Origin of the sequence: Reyranella sp. (assembly GCF_050185545.1) — a bacterium.
Lineage (GTDB): Bacteria > Pseudomonadota > Alphaproteobacteria > Reyranellales > Reyranellaceae > Reyranella.
On the sequence record NZ_JBFWZI010000092.1, the window covers coordinates 1 to 17,627 of the forward strand.

Annotated in this window: 13 protein-coding genes and 1 pseudogene; 1 reads left to right on the top strand and 13 read right to left on the bottom strand. The window is 67.6% G+C overall.

The features are described from left to right. Together AB7O82_RS22205 and AB7O82_RS22210 are read right to left on the bottom strand one after the other, a co-directional pair. Positions 1-549 (bottom strand): ABC transporter substrate-binding protein (locus tag AB7O82_RS22205; protein WP_428544367.1); only part of this gene is annotated, 549 nt, incomplete at its 3' end. Positions 550-879: 330 nt separating this feature from the next. After that, the gene (locus AB7O82_RS22210; RefSeq protein ID WP_428544370.1) at positions 880-2,445 is read right to left on the bottom strand and encodes a sulfatase-like hydrolase/transferase; all 1,566 of its coding nucleotides are present in this window, start codon (positions 2,443-2,445) and stop codon (positions 880-882) included. A gap of 280 nt (positions 2,446-2,725) precedes the next feature. Here AB7O82_RS22210 and AB7O82_RS22215 point away from each other — a divergent pair, with 280 nt between their 5' ends. Further along, on the top strand, positions 2,726-3,304 hold the full coding sequence (locus tag AB7O82_RS22215) for a DUF924 family protein (protein WP_428544373.1): 579 nt from the start codon (positions 2,726-2,728) through the stop codon (positions 3,302-3,304). Here AB7O82_RS22215 and AB7O82_RS22220 read toward each other — a convergent pair. From AB7O82_RS22220 to AB7O82_RS22270, 11 genes and pseudogenes are all read right to left on the bottom strand, one after another. After that, positions 3,276-3,788 (bottom strand): O-acetyl-ADP-ribose deacetylase, encoded by a 513-nt coding sequence (locus tag AB7O82_RS22220; RefSeq protein ID WP_428544376.1) that lies wholly within the window; start codon positions 3,786-3,788, stop codon positions 3,276-3,278. The two genes, AB7O82_RS22215 and AB7O82_RS22220, sit on opposite strands and share 29 nt — an antisense overlap. A 33-nt stretch (positions 3,789-3,821) precedes the next feature. Further along, the gene (locus tag AB7O82_RS22225) at positions 3,822-4,280 is read right to left on the bottom strand and encodes a DUF882 domain-containing protein (RefSeq protein WP_428544379.1); all 459 of its coding nucleotides are present in this window, start codon (positions 4,278-4,280) and stop codon (positions 3,822-3,824) included. Between the two features lie 291 nt (positions 4,281-4,571). Further along, positions 4,572-5,993: a siroheme synthase CysG gene (cysG, locus tag AB7O82_RS22230; protein ID WP_428544382.1), complete on the bottom strand. Its 1,422-nt coding sequence runs from the start codon at positions 5,991-5,993 to the stop codon at positions 4,572-4,574. A gap of 1 nt (position 5,994) precedes the next feature. Then, positions 5,995-8,613, bottom strand: coding sequence for a molybdopterin-dependent oxidoreductase (locus AB7O82_RS22235; RefSeq protein ID WP_428544385.1), 2,619 nt, complete (start codon positions 8,611-8,613; stop codon positions 5,995-5,997). Between the two features lie 75 nt (positions 8,614-8,688). Next, positions 8,689-10,275, bottom strand: a complete 1,587-nt coding sequence (locus AB7O82_RS22240; protein WP_428544388.1) for a sulfite reductase subunit alpha — start codon at positions 10,273-10,275, stop codon at positions 8,689-8,691. Then, on the bottom strand, positions 10,272-12,056 hold the full coding sequence (locus AB7O82_RS22245; RefSeq protein WP_428544391.1) for a NirA family protein: 1,785 nt from the start codon (positions 12,054-12,056) through the stop codon (positions 10,272-10,274). Before AB7O82_RS22245 ends, AB7O82_RS22240 begins: the two co-directional genes overlap by 4 nt. After that, complete coding sequence (locus tag AB7O82_RS22250) at positions 12,053-12,847, bottom strand: ABC transporter ATP-binding protein (RefSeq protein WP_428544433.1); 795 nt, start codon at positions 12,845-12,847, stop codon at positions 12,053-12,055. Before AB7O82_RS22250 ends, AB7O82_RS22245 begins: the two co-directional genes overlap by 4 nt. A gap of 423 nt (positions 12,848-13,270) precedes the next feature. Then, positions 13,271-13,750, bottom strand: a pseudogene (locus AB7O82_RS22255) (ABC transporter ATP-binding protein); the annotation flags it as partial. Between the two features lie 17 nt (positions 13,751-13,767). Continuing rightward, the gene (locus AB7O82_RS22260) at positions 13,768-14,853 is read right to left on the bottom strand and encodes an ABC transporter permease (protein WP_428544394.1); all 1,086 of its coding nucleotides are present in this window, start codon (positions 14,851-14,853) and stop codon (positions 13,768-13,770) included. Positions 14,854-14,855: 2 nt separating this feature from the next. Then, positions 14,856-16,262 (bottom strand): CmpA/NrtA family ABC transporter substrate-binding protein, encoded by a 1,407-nt coding sequence (locus AB7O82_RS22265; RefSeq protein ID WP_428544397.1) that lies wholly within the window; start codon positions 16,260-16,262, stop codon positions 14,856-14,858. Positions 16,263-16,280: 18 nt separating this feature from the next. Next, on the bottom strand, positions 16,281-17,426 hold the full coding sequence (locus AB7O82_RS22270) for a CmpA/NrtA family ABC transporter substrate-binding protein (RefSeq protein WP_428544400.1): 1,146 nt from the start codon (positions 17,424-17,426) through the stop codon (positions 16,281-16,283). Between the last annotated feature and the right edge of the window lie 201 nt (positions 17,427-17,627).

Here is a 17,627-nt window from a genome sequence, read left to right on the forward strand (position 1 = left end):
CCGCACCGTGTTGTCGTCGACCTTCTCGACCTTGGCCGGCGAGCCGTCGGCATTGCGGATCCAGCCCGGCAGGGTCGGCGTCAGCTCCTTGTTGAGCAGCACGTCGTTGTACCAGAACAGGATGTCGTCGGCGGTGAAGGGTGCGCCGTCCGACCACCTGGCGCCCTTGCGCAGGTTGATCGTCCACACCTTGTAGTCGGCCGACGGCTCGGCGCCGAGCGCGATCTTGGGCTCGATCTTGGCGCCGTCGGGCGAGAAGCGAAACAGCCCGTCATAGACCACACGGACGTAGTTGTTGTAGTCGGCCGGGCCGAGGAAGGCGCGGCGCCACGTGCCACCATACTCGCCGACCTTCTCGACCGTCGGCACGACCAGCGGCTTCTCCGGCAGGCGCTGCGCCACCGGCGGCAGCTTGCCGGCCTTGACCTGCTCGGCCAGCACCGGCGCCTCCTTGTAGGCGCCCTGCGCCAGGGCATCGCCGGCGGCCAGCAGGCCGGCGCCGGCGGCGAGGCCGATCAGGGTGTCGCGGCGCGTGGGATGTCTGCTCATGGTTCGATTCCTCCCAGAATCATCGTCCCCGTTCGGTGTCGCTTCATCGACCGATCTGGCGCGAGCCTCAGACGGCGATGCGGGGGAGTCAAGATTTCATGCTCCTCCCCGGCTTCGCCGGGGAGGTGTCGGCGTCTTACGCCGACCTGCCTTCGCCGAAGCGAAGCCGCTTCGGCTTCGCTCAGGCAGGCGGAGGGGTCGTGAGTCTTGGACCGCGGGCGTCTCGCCCGCTCATGAATCTGAGCGGGCGGGACGCCCGCGGTCCCAAGAGTCATGACCTCCGTCGCCGTATGACGGCGACACTTCCCCGGCGAAGGGAAGATGATTGAATCACCACATGCCGAACAGGATGCCGTGCTTGCGATGCGCGGCAGTGCGCGCCTCGACGGTGACGTCGTCGACGGTCTCGCGGGTCTTGCGCGCCTTCAGCCAGGCTGCAATCCGCTCCTCCATCTCGCGCCGCACGGCTTGGTGGCCGTCGCTGGCGCCGAGGTCGGTGAACTCGTGCGGGTCGCTGGCGAGGTCGAACAGCATCGGCCGGTAGCCCTGCCACCAGACGTACTTCCACTGGTCGGTGCGCACCATGATGGCGCGGCAGTCGCGCGGCGCGCGACCGAGGAAGCGGCGGGCGTCGCGGAATGAATAGTCGAGCTCGGAGAACACCGCGTCGCGCCACGCTTCGGGCGTCTCGCCGCGCAGCAGGGGCAGCAGCGAGCGGCCTTCGACCAGATGCTCCTGCGGCGGCAGGCCGAGCGCGGCGAGGGTGGTCGGCACGACGTCGATTGCCTCGACGAAGCGGTTGTCGACCGTGCCGCGAGTAGAATCGGCCGCGGGGTCGGGATCGTAGACGATGAAGGGTACGCGCTGCGCCTCCTCGTAGAACATCTCCTTCTCGCCCAGCCAGTGGTCGCCGAGGAAGTCGCCGTGATCGGCGGTGAAGAAGATCAGCGTGTCGTCCATCCGCCCGAGCGCGCGCAGGCGGTTGAACAGGCGGCCGAGCCAGTCGTCGATCTGGCCGATCAGGCCCATATAGGCCGGCCGCACGATACCCGGCGCCTCCGGCCGCTGGAACGAGATCGATTCGTCGTGGCGGCGATAGGCCTCGAGCACGGGATGCTGGCCGACCAACTCGCGCTCGTCGCGATTGAGCGGCAGGCAGTCCCTGGCGCCGTACAGCGCGTGGTAGGGCGCCGGCGCCATGTAGGGCCAGTGCGGCTTGACGTAGCTGAGATGGAGGAACCACGGCTTCTCCCCCATCTCCTCGATGAAGCGCATGGCCACCCGCGTCATGTAGGCGGTCTCGGAATGCTCCTCGGCGACGCGCGCCGGCAGGTGGACGTTGCGCATGTGCCAGCCCGACACCGGCTTGCCGTCCGGGCCGTCTGCCGAGATCACGTAGTCGTTCCACGGATCAGCTGATGGGTAGCCGTGCGCGCGCAGGTAGTCGGCGTAGCCGCTCTCCTTGCCGGGCGGCGAATGGCCGTCGTAGCGGTCGAGCTCCTCGAAGCCGCCGGCGCGCAAGAGGGCGGCGAGCGCCGAGCCGCCCTCGATGCCGTAACGCTCGAGCCCATCGGTGTCGGGGACCACATGCGTCTTGCCGGCCAGCGCGACTCGCCAACCCGCCGGGCGCAGGAAATCGCCGATTGTCCTTTCGTGCAGGCTGAGCGGCACGCGGTTCCATGTGGCGCCGTGGCTCATCATGGTGCGGCCGGTGTAGTAGGACATGCGCGATGGTCCGCAGACGCCCGACTGCACATAGGCGCGCGGGAACAGCACGCCCCGCTTTGCGAGGCTGTCGATCGACGGCGTCCGCAGATGCGGATGGCCGGCGCAGGACAGATGATCCGCGCGCAGCTGGTCGCACATGATGAACAGGACATTTTTTGCCTTGGCCACAGAAATTCCTTTCTCGACGCCGACGTCGGACAGGATAGCCTGAATCCCTTCCGGACCGCGGGCATCCCGCCCGCTTTCTTGTTCTCCTCCCCAGCTCTTGCTGTCAGCTCTTGCTGGAGAGGTGTCGCCGTCATACGGCGACGGAGGGGTCATGGCTTCCTGAATCATGACCCCTCCGCCCCCGATTACGGGGGCACCTCCTCAGCGAAGCTGGGGAGGAGAAGAGAGCGGGCGGGACGCCCGCGGTCCGGCAGACGAAGAGAGCGACCGGTACACCTCGATGACCAACACCCCCTCGATCCGCGACATTCTAGATTTCTGGTTCCTGCCGCTCGACCACCCGGACCACGGCAAGCTGCGCGAGGAGGTCTGGTGGAAGGCGCCGCCGGAGCTCGATGCCGAGATCGGCCGGCACTTCGGTGCCGCTCTCGACCGGGCGATCACCGGGGGGTTCGATCACTGGCGACGCTCGCCCGACGGCGCGCTGGCGCTGATCATCCTGTGCGACCAGTTTCCGCGCCACATCCACCGCCGCACGGCGCGCGCCTTTTGCGGTGACGCGAAGGCGCGGGAGACCGCCCGCTACGCGCTGGCACGCGCCTACCCGGCGGCGTTCGACATCTTCATGCGCGGCTTCTTCTTCCTGCCCTTCGGGCACAGCGAGGTGCTCGCCGACCAGGAACTGGCCTGCGCGCTCTACGCTGCCTTCCGCGATGAAGAGTCGCTCAAGCACGCCGTCGAGCATCGCGACGTCGTCGCACGCTTCGGCCGCTTCCCGCATCGCAACGAGGTTCTGAACCGCGTCTGCACCGAGGAGGAGCTCGAGTTCCTCAAGTCGGCGAACCGCTACGGGCAATGACCGCGCGGTAGAGCGCCGCCATGTCCGACCCGAAGCAGCAGAAGATCACCCGCTCCAGCTTGCCCGCCCCGGCACGTACCTCGCGCACCGCGATCTCGGTCGCGGGCTCCTTGGGATAGCCGAAAATGCCGGTCGAGATCGCCGGGAAGGCAATGCTCGCCAGCCCATGCCGCTCGGCCAACGCCAGGCTGTTGCGGTAGCACCGCGCCAGCAGCTCGGGCTCGCCGGCCGTTCCGCCATGCCACACCGGTCCGACCGCATGGATGACGTGGCGGGCCGTCAGCCGATAGCCGCGGGTGATCCTCGCCTCGCCGGTCGGGCAGCCCCCCAGGGTCAGGCATTCGGTCAACAGCTCCGGGCCGGCGGCCCGGTGGATCGCGCCACAGACGCCACCGCCTGCGAGAAGCTGCTCGTTCGCTGCATTGACGATCGCATCGACGTCGAGGCGGGTGATGTCTGCCTCGACGACCTCGATGCGAGCCATGAAGGTCTCCGGTCGGTTGCCAGCCGCAGCCGGCTACCAGTAGCGAACCGGGCCGGTGTCCAGATGGACGAACCCGGAGCGCGGATAGAAGCCGACGCCACCCATGTTGAGCGAGCGGGCGGCCTGCCGGATCTGATAGGCCGAAACGCCGGGGAACACGACGTCCATGGCGTTGCCGTTGATGTGCTGGCTGTCTGAGGCGACGCCACGGCTGACGCTCGCCAGCCAGGCGTTGGTCGAGGGCGACCGGAAGGCCGACAGCACCTCGACGCTGCCGCTGAAGCCCACCGTGTTCATGGTGTGCCACAGCACGTCGAACAGCAGCGGGTCCATCTCGGTCCGCTCGTTCTCGCGCCAGTCGCGCAGGAAATGGTTCAGCTTGTCCAGCGCCGCGCGCTGGTAGCTGCCGTTCGACCAGTAGGTCACCGACAAGGTCTCGCCGGTATTGGCGTTCACCAGGCTCAGGCTGCGCGGGCTCGTGGTGTCGAGCACCGGTGGCGGGGGTGGAGGAGCCGAGAGATTGAAGCCGCCGTAGCGTCCAGCTGCCCGGACGGCCTTCTGGGTAGTTGCTTTCTGAGGGGGGCGTTGGGCAGATCGGCGGGGGGCTGCCTTCTGCGCAACTGGTTTCTTTATTTGTGTCTTTGTCGTCGGCTTGATGGTGCCGGTATTCCTGGAAGTCGTCTGGGCTACGCTCGTACCAGTGAAAGCCAGAGCAACTGCCAGGCCCAACACGAAGCTCCGCATTACGGCCTCAATTGTTGCATTTATGCCACACACTTCATATCAGAGACCCATTCCCGACACAAAGCCAAAATCCTGATCGCGCACCGACGCGAGCGAAACGACCTCGCCGATCATGCAGAGCGTGGGGCCATCGAGCCGGACGCCGCTCACCAGACGATCGATCGTCGCCAGCGTGCCGACCACGCGGCGCTCGCGGCTGGTCGTACCGTTGGCGATCACCACCACCGGCGTGCTCGGCGCGAGCCCGTGCTCGATCATGCGCGAGGCGATCACCGGCAGGGAGCCGGCGCCCATGTAGATCACCACCGTCTGGCGCGGCCGCGCCAGCATCGGCCAGTCGAGATCGACCGTGCCGTCCTTGAGATGGCCGGTCACGAACACGCAGGCCTGCGCATGGTCACGATGGGTGAGCGGAATGCCCGTTCCCGCGGCACAACCCAGGGCTGCCGTTACGCCGGGCACGATCTCGACCGCGATGCCGGCCGACATCAACGCCTGCATCTCCTCGCCGCCGCGGCCGAAGACGAAGGGGTCACCGCCCTTCAGGCGTACGACGTTCTTGCCGGCGCGCGCCTCGGCGACCAGCAGGTCGTTGATCTCGGTTTGCGGCAGGCAATGCTGGCCGCGCCGCTTGCCCACATAGATGCGCGCGGCATCGCGCCGAACCATGGCGAGAATCTCGGCCGATACCAGACGATCGTAGACCACGACGTCGGCACTCTGCAGCAGGCGGTGCGCCTTGATCGTCAGCAGGTCGGGATCGCCCGGGCCGGCGCCGACGAGATACACCATGCCCTGCTCGCGGAAGGCGGCCGATCGATCCTGGCTGCGCGCCGCATCGAGCTGACGGATCAGCTCGCGCCGCGCGCCGAACTCGTCGCCGGCCAAGGCCATGTCGGCGATGCGGCCCTCGAACACGCGATCCCAGAAGCGCCGGCGCGCCCTTGGTTCGTCGAGCGTGCGGCGGACCTGCTCGCGGAAGATCTCGGCGAAGCGCGCCAAGCGGCCCACGGTCGCCGGCAGGGCGCGCTCGATCTCGGCGCGCAGGCGCCGCGCCAGCGCCGGTGCGGCGCCATCGGTCGAGATGGCGATGGTGATCGGCGCGCGATCGACGATCGCCGGCATGATGAAGCTCGACAGTGCCGGCCGGTCGACGACGTTCACCGGCAGGCAGCGCTGGCGGGCGGCATGCGAGACGCGCGCCGGCACCGCCTCGTCCTCGGTGGCGACGATGACCAGCGACATGCCGTCCAGCATGCCATCGTCGAAGTCGCGGCCGATCCAGGTCACCGCGCCATCGGCGATGAACTGCGCGATCTCGCCCACGACCTTGTCGGCGATCAAGGTGACGCGCGCTCCGGCGGAGAGCAGAAGCTCGGTCTTGCGCGCCGCCGCCTCGGTGCCGCCGACGACCAGAGCGTGCCGGTCCTTCAGGGTGAGGAACAGGGGAAAGCGCCGCATCTCACGCCACCTTTCGCGGCCGTGCCGCCCGCAGGAGGGCACGAATCTCGGGCCGGCAGGAGCCGCAATTGGTGCCGGCAAGCGTTCGGGCGCCGATCTCGGCGAAGCTCGTCGCACCACCGGCGATTGCCGCCTCGACCGCGGCGTGGGAGACGCCGAAGCAGGCGCAGATCTCGCCACCCCGATCGTCGGCCGCGCCGCCGTGCAGCAGGGAGGCGCGCTGCCCGTCATCGAGACGAGCGAGCGCCATGAACGGCGCCAGGCGGTCTCGCGCCGATCTGTCGTGAGCGGAACCGACCGACAGCACCGCTTCCAGCCGACCGTCGGCAATGACGGCCGCGGTGCCGTTCTGCCCCTCGATCCAGGGGCCGGGATTGGTGGCTCGCATCGCGGCGGAAAGCGCCCGTCGCGCTGCCTCGATTGGCTGATCGCCTGCCAGCAGCCAGGCGTGATGGCCGGCGCCCTTGATCCGTACCCAGTATGGCAAGTCGGGCATCATGACCGGCCGCCGAGCGAGAATCGTGCCATGCCACGCGACATTTACATGACGGATCGCGATTGGCGTGTGCTTGAGCTCGGGCTGGCCGGAAATCGGATCGACCGCCGGATTGACTGCAGCGTTGATACGACCTGCTCGTGAGAGTTGCGCCGTCCAATGCATGGGCACGAAGGCTTCGCCAGCGCAGATCGTATCCGTCACGTGAACACGCAGGACGGCTCGCCCCCAGCTGCTGGATACCTCGGCGATGTCGCCGTCGGCCACGCCATGGGCATGCGCATCTTCCGGATGCAGCTCGAGCGTCGGTTCCGGGCGATGGCCGGCAAGACGGGCCGCGCGCCCGGTGCGGGTCATGGTGTGCCATTGGTCGCGCACCCGCCCGGTGTTCAGCCGGATCGGCCAGGCCTCGTCGGGCGCATGCTCCGGCGCGCGCGGGGTCACGGCGAAGAAGCGGGCGCGGCGGTCGGCGTGGAAGAAGCTGCCGTCGGCGAAAAAGCGCCTCCCGCCCCGATCCCCGCCGGCCGGCGCGGGCCAGACGAAGGGCGCCAACCGGTCGTAGGCGGCATCGTCGATGCCGGCCATCGCCCCGATATCGAAGGCGCGCCTGCCGTCGTTCTCGAACATCGACAGGGCGGCGTGCTCGCGGAAGATGTCGGCGACGCCGCGCCACGCAAACGCCTCGCCATGACCGAGGCGGCGTGCGACCTCGGCGACGATCCACCAATCCTGACGCGCCTCGCCGGGCGCCGGGAGGAACGGCCGCTGGCGCGAGATGCGGCGCTCGGAGTTGGTTACCGTCCCATTCTTCTCGCCCCAGGCGAGCGCCGGCAGGCGGATGCGACAGGCATCGACCGTATCGCTCGTGCGCACGACCTCCGACACGATCGTGAGTTCGCAGCGACCGAGCGCGTCGCGCACGCTGTCGGCATTGGGCAGGCTGACGACCGGGTTGGTCGCCATGATCCACACCGCCTTGATTTCGCCGCGGCCGACCGCGTCGAACAGGTCGACCGCCTTCAGGCCGGGCCGCGTCGCCATGCGCGCCGCCCGCCAGAAGCGGCCGACCCGCGCGATATCGGCCGGCGCGAACTCCATGTGCGCGGCGAGCGTATTGGCCAGCGCCCCGACCTCGCGTCCGCCCATGGCATTGGGCTGGCCGGTGATCGAGAACGGCCCCATGCCGGGGCGGCCGATGCGGCCGGTCAGGAGATGGCAGTTGATCAGCGCGTTGACCTTGTCGACCCCGGCGCTCGACTGATTGACGCCCTGCGAATAGAGCGTGACGGCCTTCTCGGTGGCGGCGAACCAGTCGAAGAAGGTGGCGACGTCGGCGGCCGGCAGGCCGCACAGGCCGACATCGCTCGCCCTCGCGGCGGCGAGCGCGTCGGCGAGACCGTGCGTGTGCTCGGATACGAACGAGGCCGCGCGCAGGTTGCGCCGGTCGAGCTCGGCCAGCAGGGCATTGAACAGGGCGACGTCGCTGCCGGGCTTCAGCGCGAGATGAAGATCGGCGATGTCGCAGGTCTCGGTGCGCCGCGGGTCGATCACCACGACCCTCAGCTGCGGCCGCGCATGCTTTGCCGCTTCGAGACGCTGGAACAGGACAGGATGGCACCAGGCGAGGTTGCTGCCGACCAGCACGACGAGGTCGGCCGCCTCGAAGTCCTCGTAGAGGCCAGGCACCGTGTCGCTGCCGAAGGCGCGCTTGTGGCCGGCCACCGACGAGGCCATGCAGAGGCGCGAGTTGGTGTCGATGTTGGCAGTGCCGATGAACCCCTTGATCAGCTTGTTGGCGGCGTAATAGTCCTCGGTCAGCAGCTGGCCCGACACGTAGAAGGCGACGGCGTCGGGCCCATGACGGGCGACGATGTCGGCGATTCCCTGCGCCACCGCATCGAGCGCCCGCTCCCACGACACGCGCCGGCCGTCGATCTCGGGATGAAGCAACCGATTCTCGAGCGACAGGGTCTCGCCCAGCGCCGCGCCTTTCGAGCAGAGGCGGCCGTGATTGGCGGGATGATCATGATCGCCGGCAATCGCCGCGCCGCTACGTTCGTGGGGGGTGGCCACGACGCCGCAACCGACGCCGCAGTAGGGGCAGGTGGTGCGGACGGGGGTCATGATTCTTCCGGACCGCGGGCGTCCCGCCCGCTCAGAATCATGTGCGGGCGGGACGCCCGCGGTCCGCAAGACAACTCAATACACATCGCGCTGATACCGGCCGGCCTTCGCCAGCCCGGCGAGCCAGGCCTTGGCGCCGGCGGCGCCCTTGCCGCCGTGCTCGGCGGCGATGGCGAGCAGCGTGTCCTCGACGTCCTTGGCCATGCGCTTGGCGTCACCGCAGACGTAGAAGTGCGCGCCGGACTCCAGCCACTGCCACAGCTCGGCGGCATGCTCGCGCATGCGCTGCTGGACATAGACCTTATCCGCCTGGTCGCGCGAGAACGCGAGGTCGAGACGACTGAGCACGCCGCGGCGCTGCCAGTCGAGGATCTGGTCCTCGTAGAGAAAGTCGGTCGCGCGCTTCTGGTCGCCGAAGAACAGCCAGTTGCGGCCGCCCTTTTTCCCAGAAGCGGCGCAGCGCGCCTCGCGCTCCTCGAGGAAGGCGCGGAACGGCGCGATGCCGGTTCCCGGCCCCACCATGATGGCGGCGGTGCCGTCATCGGCCGGCGGCGCAAAGCCATGGCTCTTCTGCACGAACACCGGCACGACGTCGCCCGGCTTGGCGAAGTCGGCGAGGTAGCACGAGCCAATGCCAGTGCGCTGCCGCTCGTTGCTGTCCCAGCGCACCGCCGAAACGGTGAGATGCACCTCGCGCGGATGCGCCTTGGGCGAGGATGCGATCGAGTAGAGCCGTGGCTGCAGGCGGTCGAGCGATCTCAGGAGCCCGGGCAGCGACGGCATCACCGACGGGAACGCCATCAGAAGATCGAGCAGATCGGCATCGGCCAGCTCGGGCCGGCCCTCGCCTCGCGCCAGCGCCTGCAGCTGCAGTGCTTCCTCGCCGCCGAAGGCGCGCTCGGCCAGGAACAGCATGCTCTCGTCGCTCGGGCGGGCGATGTCGACCTTGCTCAGCAGCACCTGGCGGAGCGGCAGCGCCTCGCCGTCGTAGGCCACCATCTCCTCGCCGCTCGCGCCCAGGCGGTCGAGCACCGACTGGACGAGCAGCGGGTTCTTGCGGGCGAAGACGCCGAGACTGTCGCCGGCCTCGTAGGTAACATCGGTCGTCGACAGGTCCAGCACGACGTGCCGGACGTCCTTCTCGGAACCCGGACGATTGAGCGGGTAGGCATCGACCAGGGTGGCGAGCGCCGGCCGGTCGCGTGAGAAGCCCAGCGCGCCGGATGCCTTCACCGCCGGCGCACCGGGTGTGGCGCTGCGCTCCCCGGCGAGACCGGCCAGCAGCTCCTTGAGCTTGCGCTGGGTCTCCTTGCCACCTGGGACGCAGCGGCCGAGATCGGATTCGCCACCCGACCATACGGCCTCGGCATAGGTCTGGCAGAGATAGCCGCACTGGCCGCAATCGAGCTGGGCCATCGCCGCCATCAGCCGGCGTTCGGGTTTTCTGTCCTGCGCGAGCTCGAGGCGCTCGGCCATCGTCAGCGCCGCGTCGTGCCAGGGAAAATCTTCGTCAGGCTCCGCCGGCACCGACTCGGCAGGCGGGGCCGGCGCGGCATCGATGCCGAGATGGGCGGCAAAGAATGCGTTCAACCAGGCGCGCTGCTCGCTGCTGAACGGCGCGTTCTCGGGGATCAGCGACGGGATGGGCGTGATCGCATTCATGCGGCAAGGGCCTGCAATGGGGCGCGCTCGGCGAGCGCGCGCAGTTGGCCGACCTCGTGGCGGCGGCAGAACTCGAAGAACGATTCGCCCGGTGCAATGCGATGATCGAGCCAGGCCGCGATCAGCCGTTCGAGAAGGGGCGGCAGGTCGTCGAAGGCGACCGACTGGGCATACTCGCGGGCCATCGCCTGCTCCTTGGTCGCCGCCGCGCCGCCGCCGATGAAGACGTGATAGCCCTCGACGCTGTCGTCGCCGCGCTCGACCCTGGCGGCGATCAGGCCGATGTCGCCGATATAATGCTGGGCGCAGGAGTGATGGCAGCCGGTGAGATGGATGTTGATCGGCAGGTCGACCGCCAGGCGTGGCTCGAGGTAGTCGGCGAGATGCAGCGCGTGACCCTTGGTGTTGGCGGCGGCGAACTTGCAACCGGCATTGCCGGTGCACGCGACCAGGCCGCGACGGATCGGGCTCGCCTCGACCGCAAGACCGAGCGCCTGGATGGCGGCAATTGAGACGCCAACATCGCGGTCGGCAATATCCGAGATCAGCAGGTTCTGCCACACGGTGAGGCGCAGCGTGCCGCTGCCGAAGCGCTCGGCAACCTCGGCGAGACCACGCATCTGGCCGGTGGTGATACGGCCGACCGGCAGGACCAGGCCAATATAGTTCTTGCCGGGCTGCTTCTGCGCATGCACGCCGATATGGCCGGCCTTGTCGGCCAGCGGACGCGGCGACAGGTCCGCACCCGCGGCGCGGCGCAGCGGCGCACCGTATTCGGCTTCGACCTCCTTCACGAAGGCGTCGTGGCCCAGGCGATCGATCACGTATTTCAGGCGCGCCTTCTGGCGGTTGGTGCGATCGCCGTGCGCCGCGAAAGCGCGCACGACGGCGCCCGCCACCTTCACGCACTCCTCCGGCTTCAGGAGGATGCCGGTCTCGAAGGCGAAGTCGAGATGGCCGGTGATGCCGCCGAGCTGCAGGCGGAAATAGATGCCCGGCTCGAAGCCGGCGCCGTCGGTGACCCGGCAGGCAACGAAGCCGATGTCGTTGGTGTCCTCCAGCACCGGCACGCGACCGCCGCCGTCGAAGGCGATGTTGAACTTGCGCGGCAGGCCGTACATCTCGCGGTGATTGAGGATGTAATGATGCATCGCCGAGCAGAGCGGCCGGGTGTCGATGATCTCCTGAGGATCGATGCCGGCGGTCGGGCTGCCGGTGATGTTGCGGATGTTGTCGGCGCCGGAGCCGCGCGATGTCAGGCCGAGAGCCTGCACCGCGAGCAGCAGATCGACGGCCTGTGCCGCGCCGATCTCGCGGATCTGCAGGTTGGCGCGCGTCGTCACGTCGGCATAGCCGCCGCCGAACGCGTCGGCCGCGTCGGCAAGGCCGCGCATCTGCCAGGCATTGAGGATGCCGTTGGGGATGCGCAGTCGGCACATGTAGGAATTCTGCGCCGGCGCGACATAGAACAGGCCCTGGTACTTGGTCAGGAAGACGTCCATGCCCTTGGGGAACTGCCCGGCCTCGGCGCGCGCCACGACCTCGTCCCAGCGATCGAGCGGGTTGCGCTGGCGCTTGGCGGTCTCCTCGGCGACCAGCTTGCCGCCCGCCGCGGTGGCGCGATCCTGCGCCGCGTGCTGCAGGGCATCGGGACCAATCGGTTGTGCAGGCGCCGCTCCCGCCACGGCCCGGCCGTTCACGCGCTCGGCCGCCTTGCGCGCCTCCAGGCCGCTGACGAAACCCTGGAGCCATTGCTTCTGGGATTCGTCGAATTCGCTCATGCTGCCGCCCTTGCGACCGGCGTGGCCGTCTTGCGACTGGCCCCGTGCTCGTAATCCTCCAGGAAGGTCAGGACCTCGCGACGATAGTGATAGTAGTCCGGATGCTCGAGCAGCGCCTTGCGCGTCCGCGGCCGCGGCAGCTCGACGTCGACGATCTTGCCGATCGTGGCATTGGGACCGTTGGTCATCATGACGATGCGATCGGCCAGCAGGATCGCCTCGTCGACGTCGTGGGTGACGCAGATGGCGGTAACCTGCGTGCGCTTCCACACGTCCATCAAGACCTCCTGCAGCTCCCAGCGGGTGAGGCTGTCGAGCATGCCGAACGGCTCGTCGAGCAGCAGCAGCTTGGGTGACAGGGCGAAGGCACGCGCGATGCCCACTCTCTGCTTCATGCCATTGGACAGCTCGCTGGCCAGCCTGTTCATCGAGCCCGCCAGGCCGACGCGCGCCAGGTAGTACTCGACGATGTCGCGTCGCTCGGCGGGAGTCGCGTGGGGATAGACCTTGTCGACACCGAGCGCGACATTCTCGCGCGCCGTCAGCCATGGCATCAGCGAGGGTGCCTGGAACACCACCGCACGGTCCGGACCGGCGGCATCGACCTCTCGACCGTCGAGCACGACGCCACCTCCCGAGATGCCGGTCAGGCCGGCGACCATCGAGAGCACAGTCGACTTGCCACAGCCCGAATGGCCGATCAGCGAGACGAACTCGCCCTTCCTCATGAGCAGCTGGAACTTCTCGACCACCGTCAGCGGACCCTTGGGAGTCGGATAGACCTTGCTCACCTCGAAGAACTCGACATAGCGATCGACGATCGCCGAGCGGGCGGCCTTGCGGACTGCCTCGGGCGGCGGCTGCAGGTGCACGACCGACTGCACGTCGGGCAGGCGCCTTTCCTCCGCCTCGTCGCGCTGCTCGTCGCCAAGATCCATCAGGTAGCGCGTGACGTCTGCGCGCAACCGCATGAATTCGGGATCCTCGTTGAGCGCCATGCGATCCCGAGGCCGCGGTATCGTCACCCTGAAGGACGGCCCCAGGGTCGCCTTCGGGCCAGGCTTGAGCGGCACGATGCGGTCGGCGAGAAGGATGGCCTCGTCGACGTCGTTTGTGATCAGGACGAACGTCTTGCCTTCCTGTCGCCGGATGTCCTCGAGCTCGTCCTGCAGCTTGCCGCGCGTCAAGGCATCGAGCGCGGACAGCGGCTCGTCGAGCAGGAGGATTTCCGGCCCGGCAGCGAGCGCCCGTGCCACCGCAACGCGCTGACGCATGCCCCCCGACAGCTCGGCCGGACGACGGTCGGCTGCATGGCCAAGACCGACCATGCCGACGTAGCGGCGCACGCGGGCCTGCCGCTCGGCGAGCGGCGCCTTGCCGAACACGGCATCGACGGCCAGCGCGACATTCTCGCTGACACTGAGCCAGGGCATCAGCGAATAGGACTGGAAGACCAGGCCGCGATCGGGGCCAGCGCCTTCGATTCTCTTGCCACGGATCGTCACTTCTCCGGCATCGGGCTCGAGCAGCCCCGCCATCAGGGAGATCAGCGTCGTCTTGCCCGAACCCGAGAACCCGACGATTGCGACGAACTCACCCTCGTCGACCGAGAGATTGATGTCATCGAGCACCTCGGTGCGCCGATTGGCGTCGCCGTAGCCCTTGCTCACACCCTTGAGTTCGAGGAGTGCCATGGTCGCGACCTTTCGAGCTAGCGCTTCGTGCCGTAGGTGAAGGCGGCCTGCAGCGCGAACATCAGCCGATCGAGCAGGAAGCCAATGATGCCGATGGTCAGCACCGCCACCATGATCTTGGCCAGGGATGCCGAAGACCCGTTCTGGAACTCGTCCCACACGAACTTTCCGAGGCCGGGGTTCTGGGCCAGCATCTCCGCGGCGATCAGCACCATCCAGCCCACTCCGAGGGAGAGCCGCAGGCCGGTGAAGATCAGGGGCAGCGCCGACGGCAGCACCAGCTTGCGGATTGTCGTGGTCGTCGATAGCTGCAGCACCTTGCCGACGTTCATCAGGTCCTTGTCGATCGAGGCGACGCCGAGCGCCGTGTTGATCAGGGTCGGCCAGAGCGAGCACAGGGTGACGGTGATGGCCGAGATGACCAGCGACTTGGGCAGCCAGTCATAGGGGTTGAGATAGAGCGCCGACACCACCATGGTGACGATCGGCAGCCAGGCGAGCGGAGACACCGGCTTGAAGATCTGGATCAGCGGGTTGAGCCCGCCGTTCACCGTGCGCGACAGGCCGCACATGATGCCGGCCGGTACCGCGATCAGGGTGGCAATCAAAAAGCCCAGCGCCACCGTCTCGAGGCTGGTCAGGATCTGATCGAGATAGGTCGGCTTGCCGGTGAAGGTTCGCCACTTGACCTGATCGGCCTTGCCGTCGGCCTCCAGCTTGCTATTGCGCTCCTTCTGCCGCGCGTAGAAGGCGGCTTCCTTGACGCGCTCCGCAACGTGGTCGCTGTAGAGATGACCGGCCTGCTCCCAGACCTGCAGCGGACCTGGAACCGCACCGAGCGACGTCTTGACTTGGGGCGCGAGCAACGCCCACAGCATCAGGAAGGCGGCGATCCCGACAAGCGGCACGAGCAGGACCTGGCGCAACTCAACAAGCTGGTGCCGCGGGTTGTCGCCCGCGGCGATGCGCAGCAGCGGCACCAGCCAGCCGAGCCCGGCAACGTCGAGGTAGGTCGCTGCCCTGGTGATGCGGGCGAACAGCCGCTCCCGCCGCTCACGGTCGCGGATGGCAGAGGCATCAGCCGGTTCGGTGATCGTGGTCATGGTCAGCCGCCGACCACGTCGGTGCCCTCGACGGTCTGCTTGCCCTTGAGGCCGATCGACAGGCTGTCGATGTAGGCGTTGGGCTTGCGACCATCGTAAGGCACGCTGTCGATATTCTCCGCCGTCGGCGCGCGATAACCATCGGTCGTCCAGGGAAAGTCTTCCTTCCGTGCCTTGCCTTCGTCGACCAGCATCCGGGCGGCCTTCAGGTAGAGATCCGGGCGGTAGACCTGCTTTGCCGTCTCGGCGTACCACTCGTCCGGTCGATGATCGGGAATCTGGCCCCACCGTCGCATCTGCGTGAGATACCAGACGGCGTCGGAGTAATAGGGATAGGTGGCAAAGTAGCGGAAGAAGACGTTGAAGTCGGGGACCGGCCGCTTGTCGCCTTTCTCGTACTCGAAGGTTCCCGTCATGGAGTTGGCGATGACCTCGTAGTCGGCACCGACATATTCGGGCTTCGAGATGATCTTGACCGCCTCGGGACGATTGCGATCGCCGTTCGCGTCGAGCCACATGCAGGCGCGGATCAGGGCCTTGGTGAGCGCCAGAGCGGTGTTGGGATTCTTGGCCGCGAACTGGGCGGTGATGCCGAACACCTTCTCCGGGTTGTTCTTCCATATCTCGTAGTCGGTGATTACCGGCACGCCGATGCCCTTGAACACCGCCTGCTGGTTCCATGGCTCGCCGACACAGTAGCCGTGGATCGTGCCGGCCTGCAGCGTCGAGGGCATCTGCGGCGGCGGCGTCACCGACAGCAGCGCGTCGGCCTGGATCTGCCCGGTAACGTCGGTCTTGGAATAGAAACCCGGATGGATGCCACCGGATGCCAGCCAGTAACGCAGCTCGTAGTTGTGCGTCGAGACCGGGAAGACCATGCCCATCTTGAAGGCCTTGCCCTCGCTTTTCATCTTGTCGATTACGGGCTTGAGGGCGCTGGCCTTCACCGGATGCACGGGCTTTCCGTCCGTTCCCATCGGGATGTGCTTCTTCATCTCGGCCCAGATCTCGTTCGACACCGTCGTGCCATTGCCGTTGAGATCCATCGAGAAGGGCGTGATCACATGGGCCTTCGTGCCAAAGCCAATAGTGGCGGCGATGGGTTGGCCGGCCAGCATGTGCGCACCGTCGAGCTCGCCGGTGATGACGCGGTCGAGCAGGACCTTCCAGTTGGCCTGAGGCTCGAGCGTGACGAACAGGCCCTCGTCCTCGAAGAACCCCTTCTCCTTGGCGATGGCGAGCGGAACCATGTCGGTAAGCTTGATGAAGCCGAGCTTCAGTTCGTCTTTCTCGACCTTGAGCGTGTCGGCGCGCGTCACCCGCGGAACGAACCCGTGCGCCGCCGCGCCGGCGGCTGCGACGAGGAGCCCTCGACGACGGATCGCTATGGAGTGTTTGCGTTGTGACATGTCGGCATCCCTGTTTGGCTATTGAGCGTTCGAGGCGTTGGACCGCGCAGCCGGCGGATCGGCAGCATGCGACGGTGCCGCTGGTTCGCCGTGACCGCCCTCCGGTTTTCGATCTTCAGCGGGGCAGGCAATGCCCAGGACCGCGGCAGCGGCACGAAATATGTCTGGACGGAAGACCCGGTCGGCGACGGCGCGCAGATCGCAGCCGGCGCTCGCCTGGCCCCAGCGCACCATCTGCGCCAGGAACCAGTCGGCATGGCTCCGCCACGGGAAATTGGCGCCGTCGCGATGGAAGATATGGAAGCCCGGAAGAGCGAGTGAGCGGGCGATGATCTCGGCCGGCGCGTTGACGTAGCGGGGGCTGGCAAGCACGCGGGCTGCCTCGGCGTGATTGGCTGGCTCATCGAGCCAGGCGCAGGCTTCGATCAGCGCCCCGACCAACGCAGCGAGGGTCTCCGGATGGCGCCGCCCCCAAGCTTCGGTCGTGCCCAGCACCTTTTCCGGCATCGCCGGCCACAGATCGCAGCCGGCAACGGCGATGCGCCCGATGTCCAGCGATACCGCCTGCTGGTTCCAGGGCTCGCCGACGCAGTAGCCATCGATGACTCCGCCGGACAGGTGGGCGATCATGTGCGGGGGTGGCACGACGGAAAGCCGCACGTCGCGATCCGGGTCGATCCCCCCTGCGGCGAGCCACAACCGCAACAGATAGTTGTGCGACGAGTACGGAAACACCGACGCGAGCGCCAGCGGCGACCGGCCGGTTGTGGCGCGGGCCCGGACCACCGGCAGGAGCGCACCGGGATCCAGCGGTCCGTCGGGCAGCGCACCGGCGGCGGCGTCCTCGATTTCCCGCCACAGTGCCTGGGAAAGGGTGATGGCGTTGCCGTTGAGATCGAGCGTCATCGCAGCGATCATCGGCACATTGACGCTGTCGATGCCGAGCGTGGTCGCGAGCGGCATCGGTGCCAGCATTTGCGCCGCATCGAGCGCACCGACCGCCACCTTGTCACGAATTGTCGCCCAGGAGGCCTCCCGACGAATATCGACTTCGAGCCCGCGCCGCTCGAAAGCGCCCAGCTCTTCGGCGAGCACGATCGGCGCGCAGTCGACGAGGGGAATGATTCCCAGGTTCAGCCTCGATCGTTCCAGGTCAGCCTTCACGCCTCGCCACCCCAAAAAAAAACGCCCAGCCCGGCCGTGGAGTCGACCGTGCAGGACGCCGTTGTCCGTCGGCGAACCACCCTTGGTTCGCCATCAGTTCAGGACGGATCCGCCATTGGATCCGTCGCGATAGAGGCAGCAGAAAGCATGCCAATCATTGCTGCACTGCAGCCAAGTGGCTCCAACCCATTGCTTTCGTTT

Excerpts from the sequence above, each read along its gene's own strand:
- AB7O82_RS22220 (WP_428544376.1), bottom strand. The coding sequence starts at position 3,788 with ATGGCTCGCATCGAGGTCGTCGAGGCAGACATCACCCGCCTCGACGTC.
- AB7O82_RS22260 (WP_428544394.1), bottom strand. The coding sequence starts at position 14,853 with ATGACCACGATCACCGAACCGGCTGATGCCTCTGCCATCCGCGACCGT.
- AB7O82_RS22265 (WP_428544397.1), bottom strand. The coding sequence starts at position 16,262 with ATGTCACAACGCAAACACTCCATAGCGATCCGTCGTCGAGGGCTCCTC.
- AB7O82_RS22240 (WP_428544388.1), bottom strand. The coding sequence starts at position 10,275 with ATGAATGCGATCACGCCCATCCCGTCGCTGATCCCCGAGAACGCGCCG.
- cysG (WP_428544382.1), bottom strand. The coding sequence starts at position 5,993 with ATGCGGCGCTTTCCCCTGTTCCTCACCCTGAAGGACCGGCACGCTCTG.
- AB7O82_RS22215 (WP_428544373.1), top strand. The coding sequence starts at position 2,726 with ATGACCAACACCCCCTCGATCCGCGACATTCTAGATTTCTGGTTCCTG.
- AB7O82_RS22245 (WP_428544391.1), bottom strand. The coding sequence starts at position 12,056 with ATGAGCGAATTCGACGAATCCCAGAAGCAATGGCTCCAGGGTTTCGTC.
- AB7O82_RS22235 (WP_428544385.1), bottom strand. The coding sequence starts at position 8,613 with ATGACCCCCGTCCGCACCACCTGCCCCTACTGCGGCGTCGGTTGCGGC.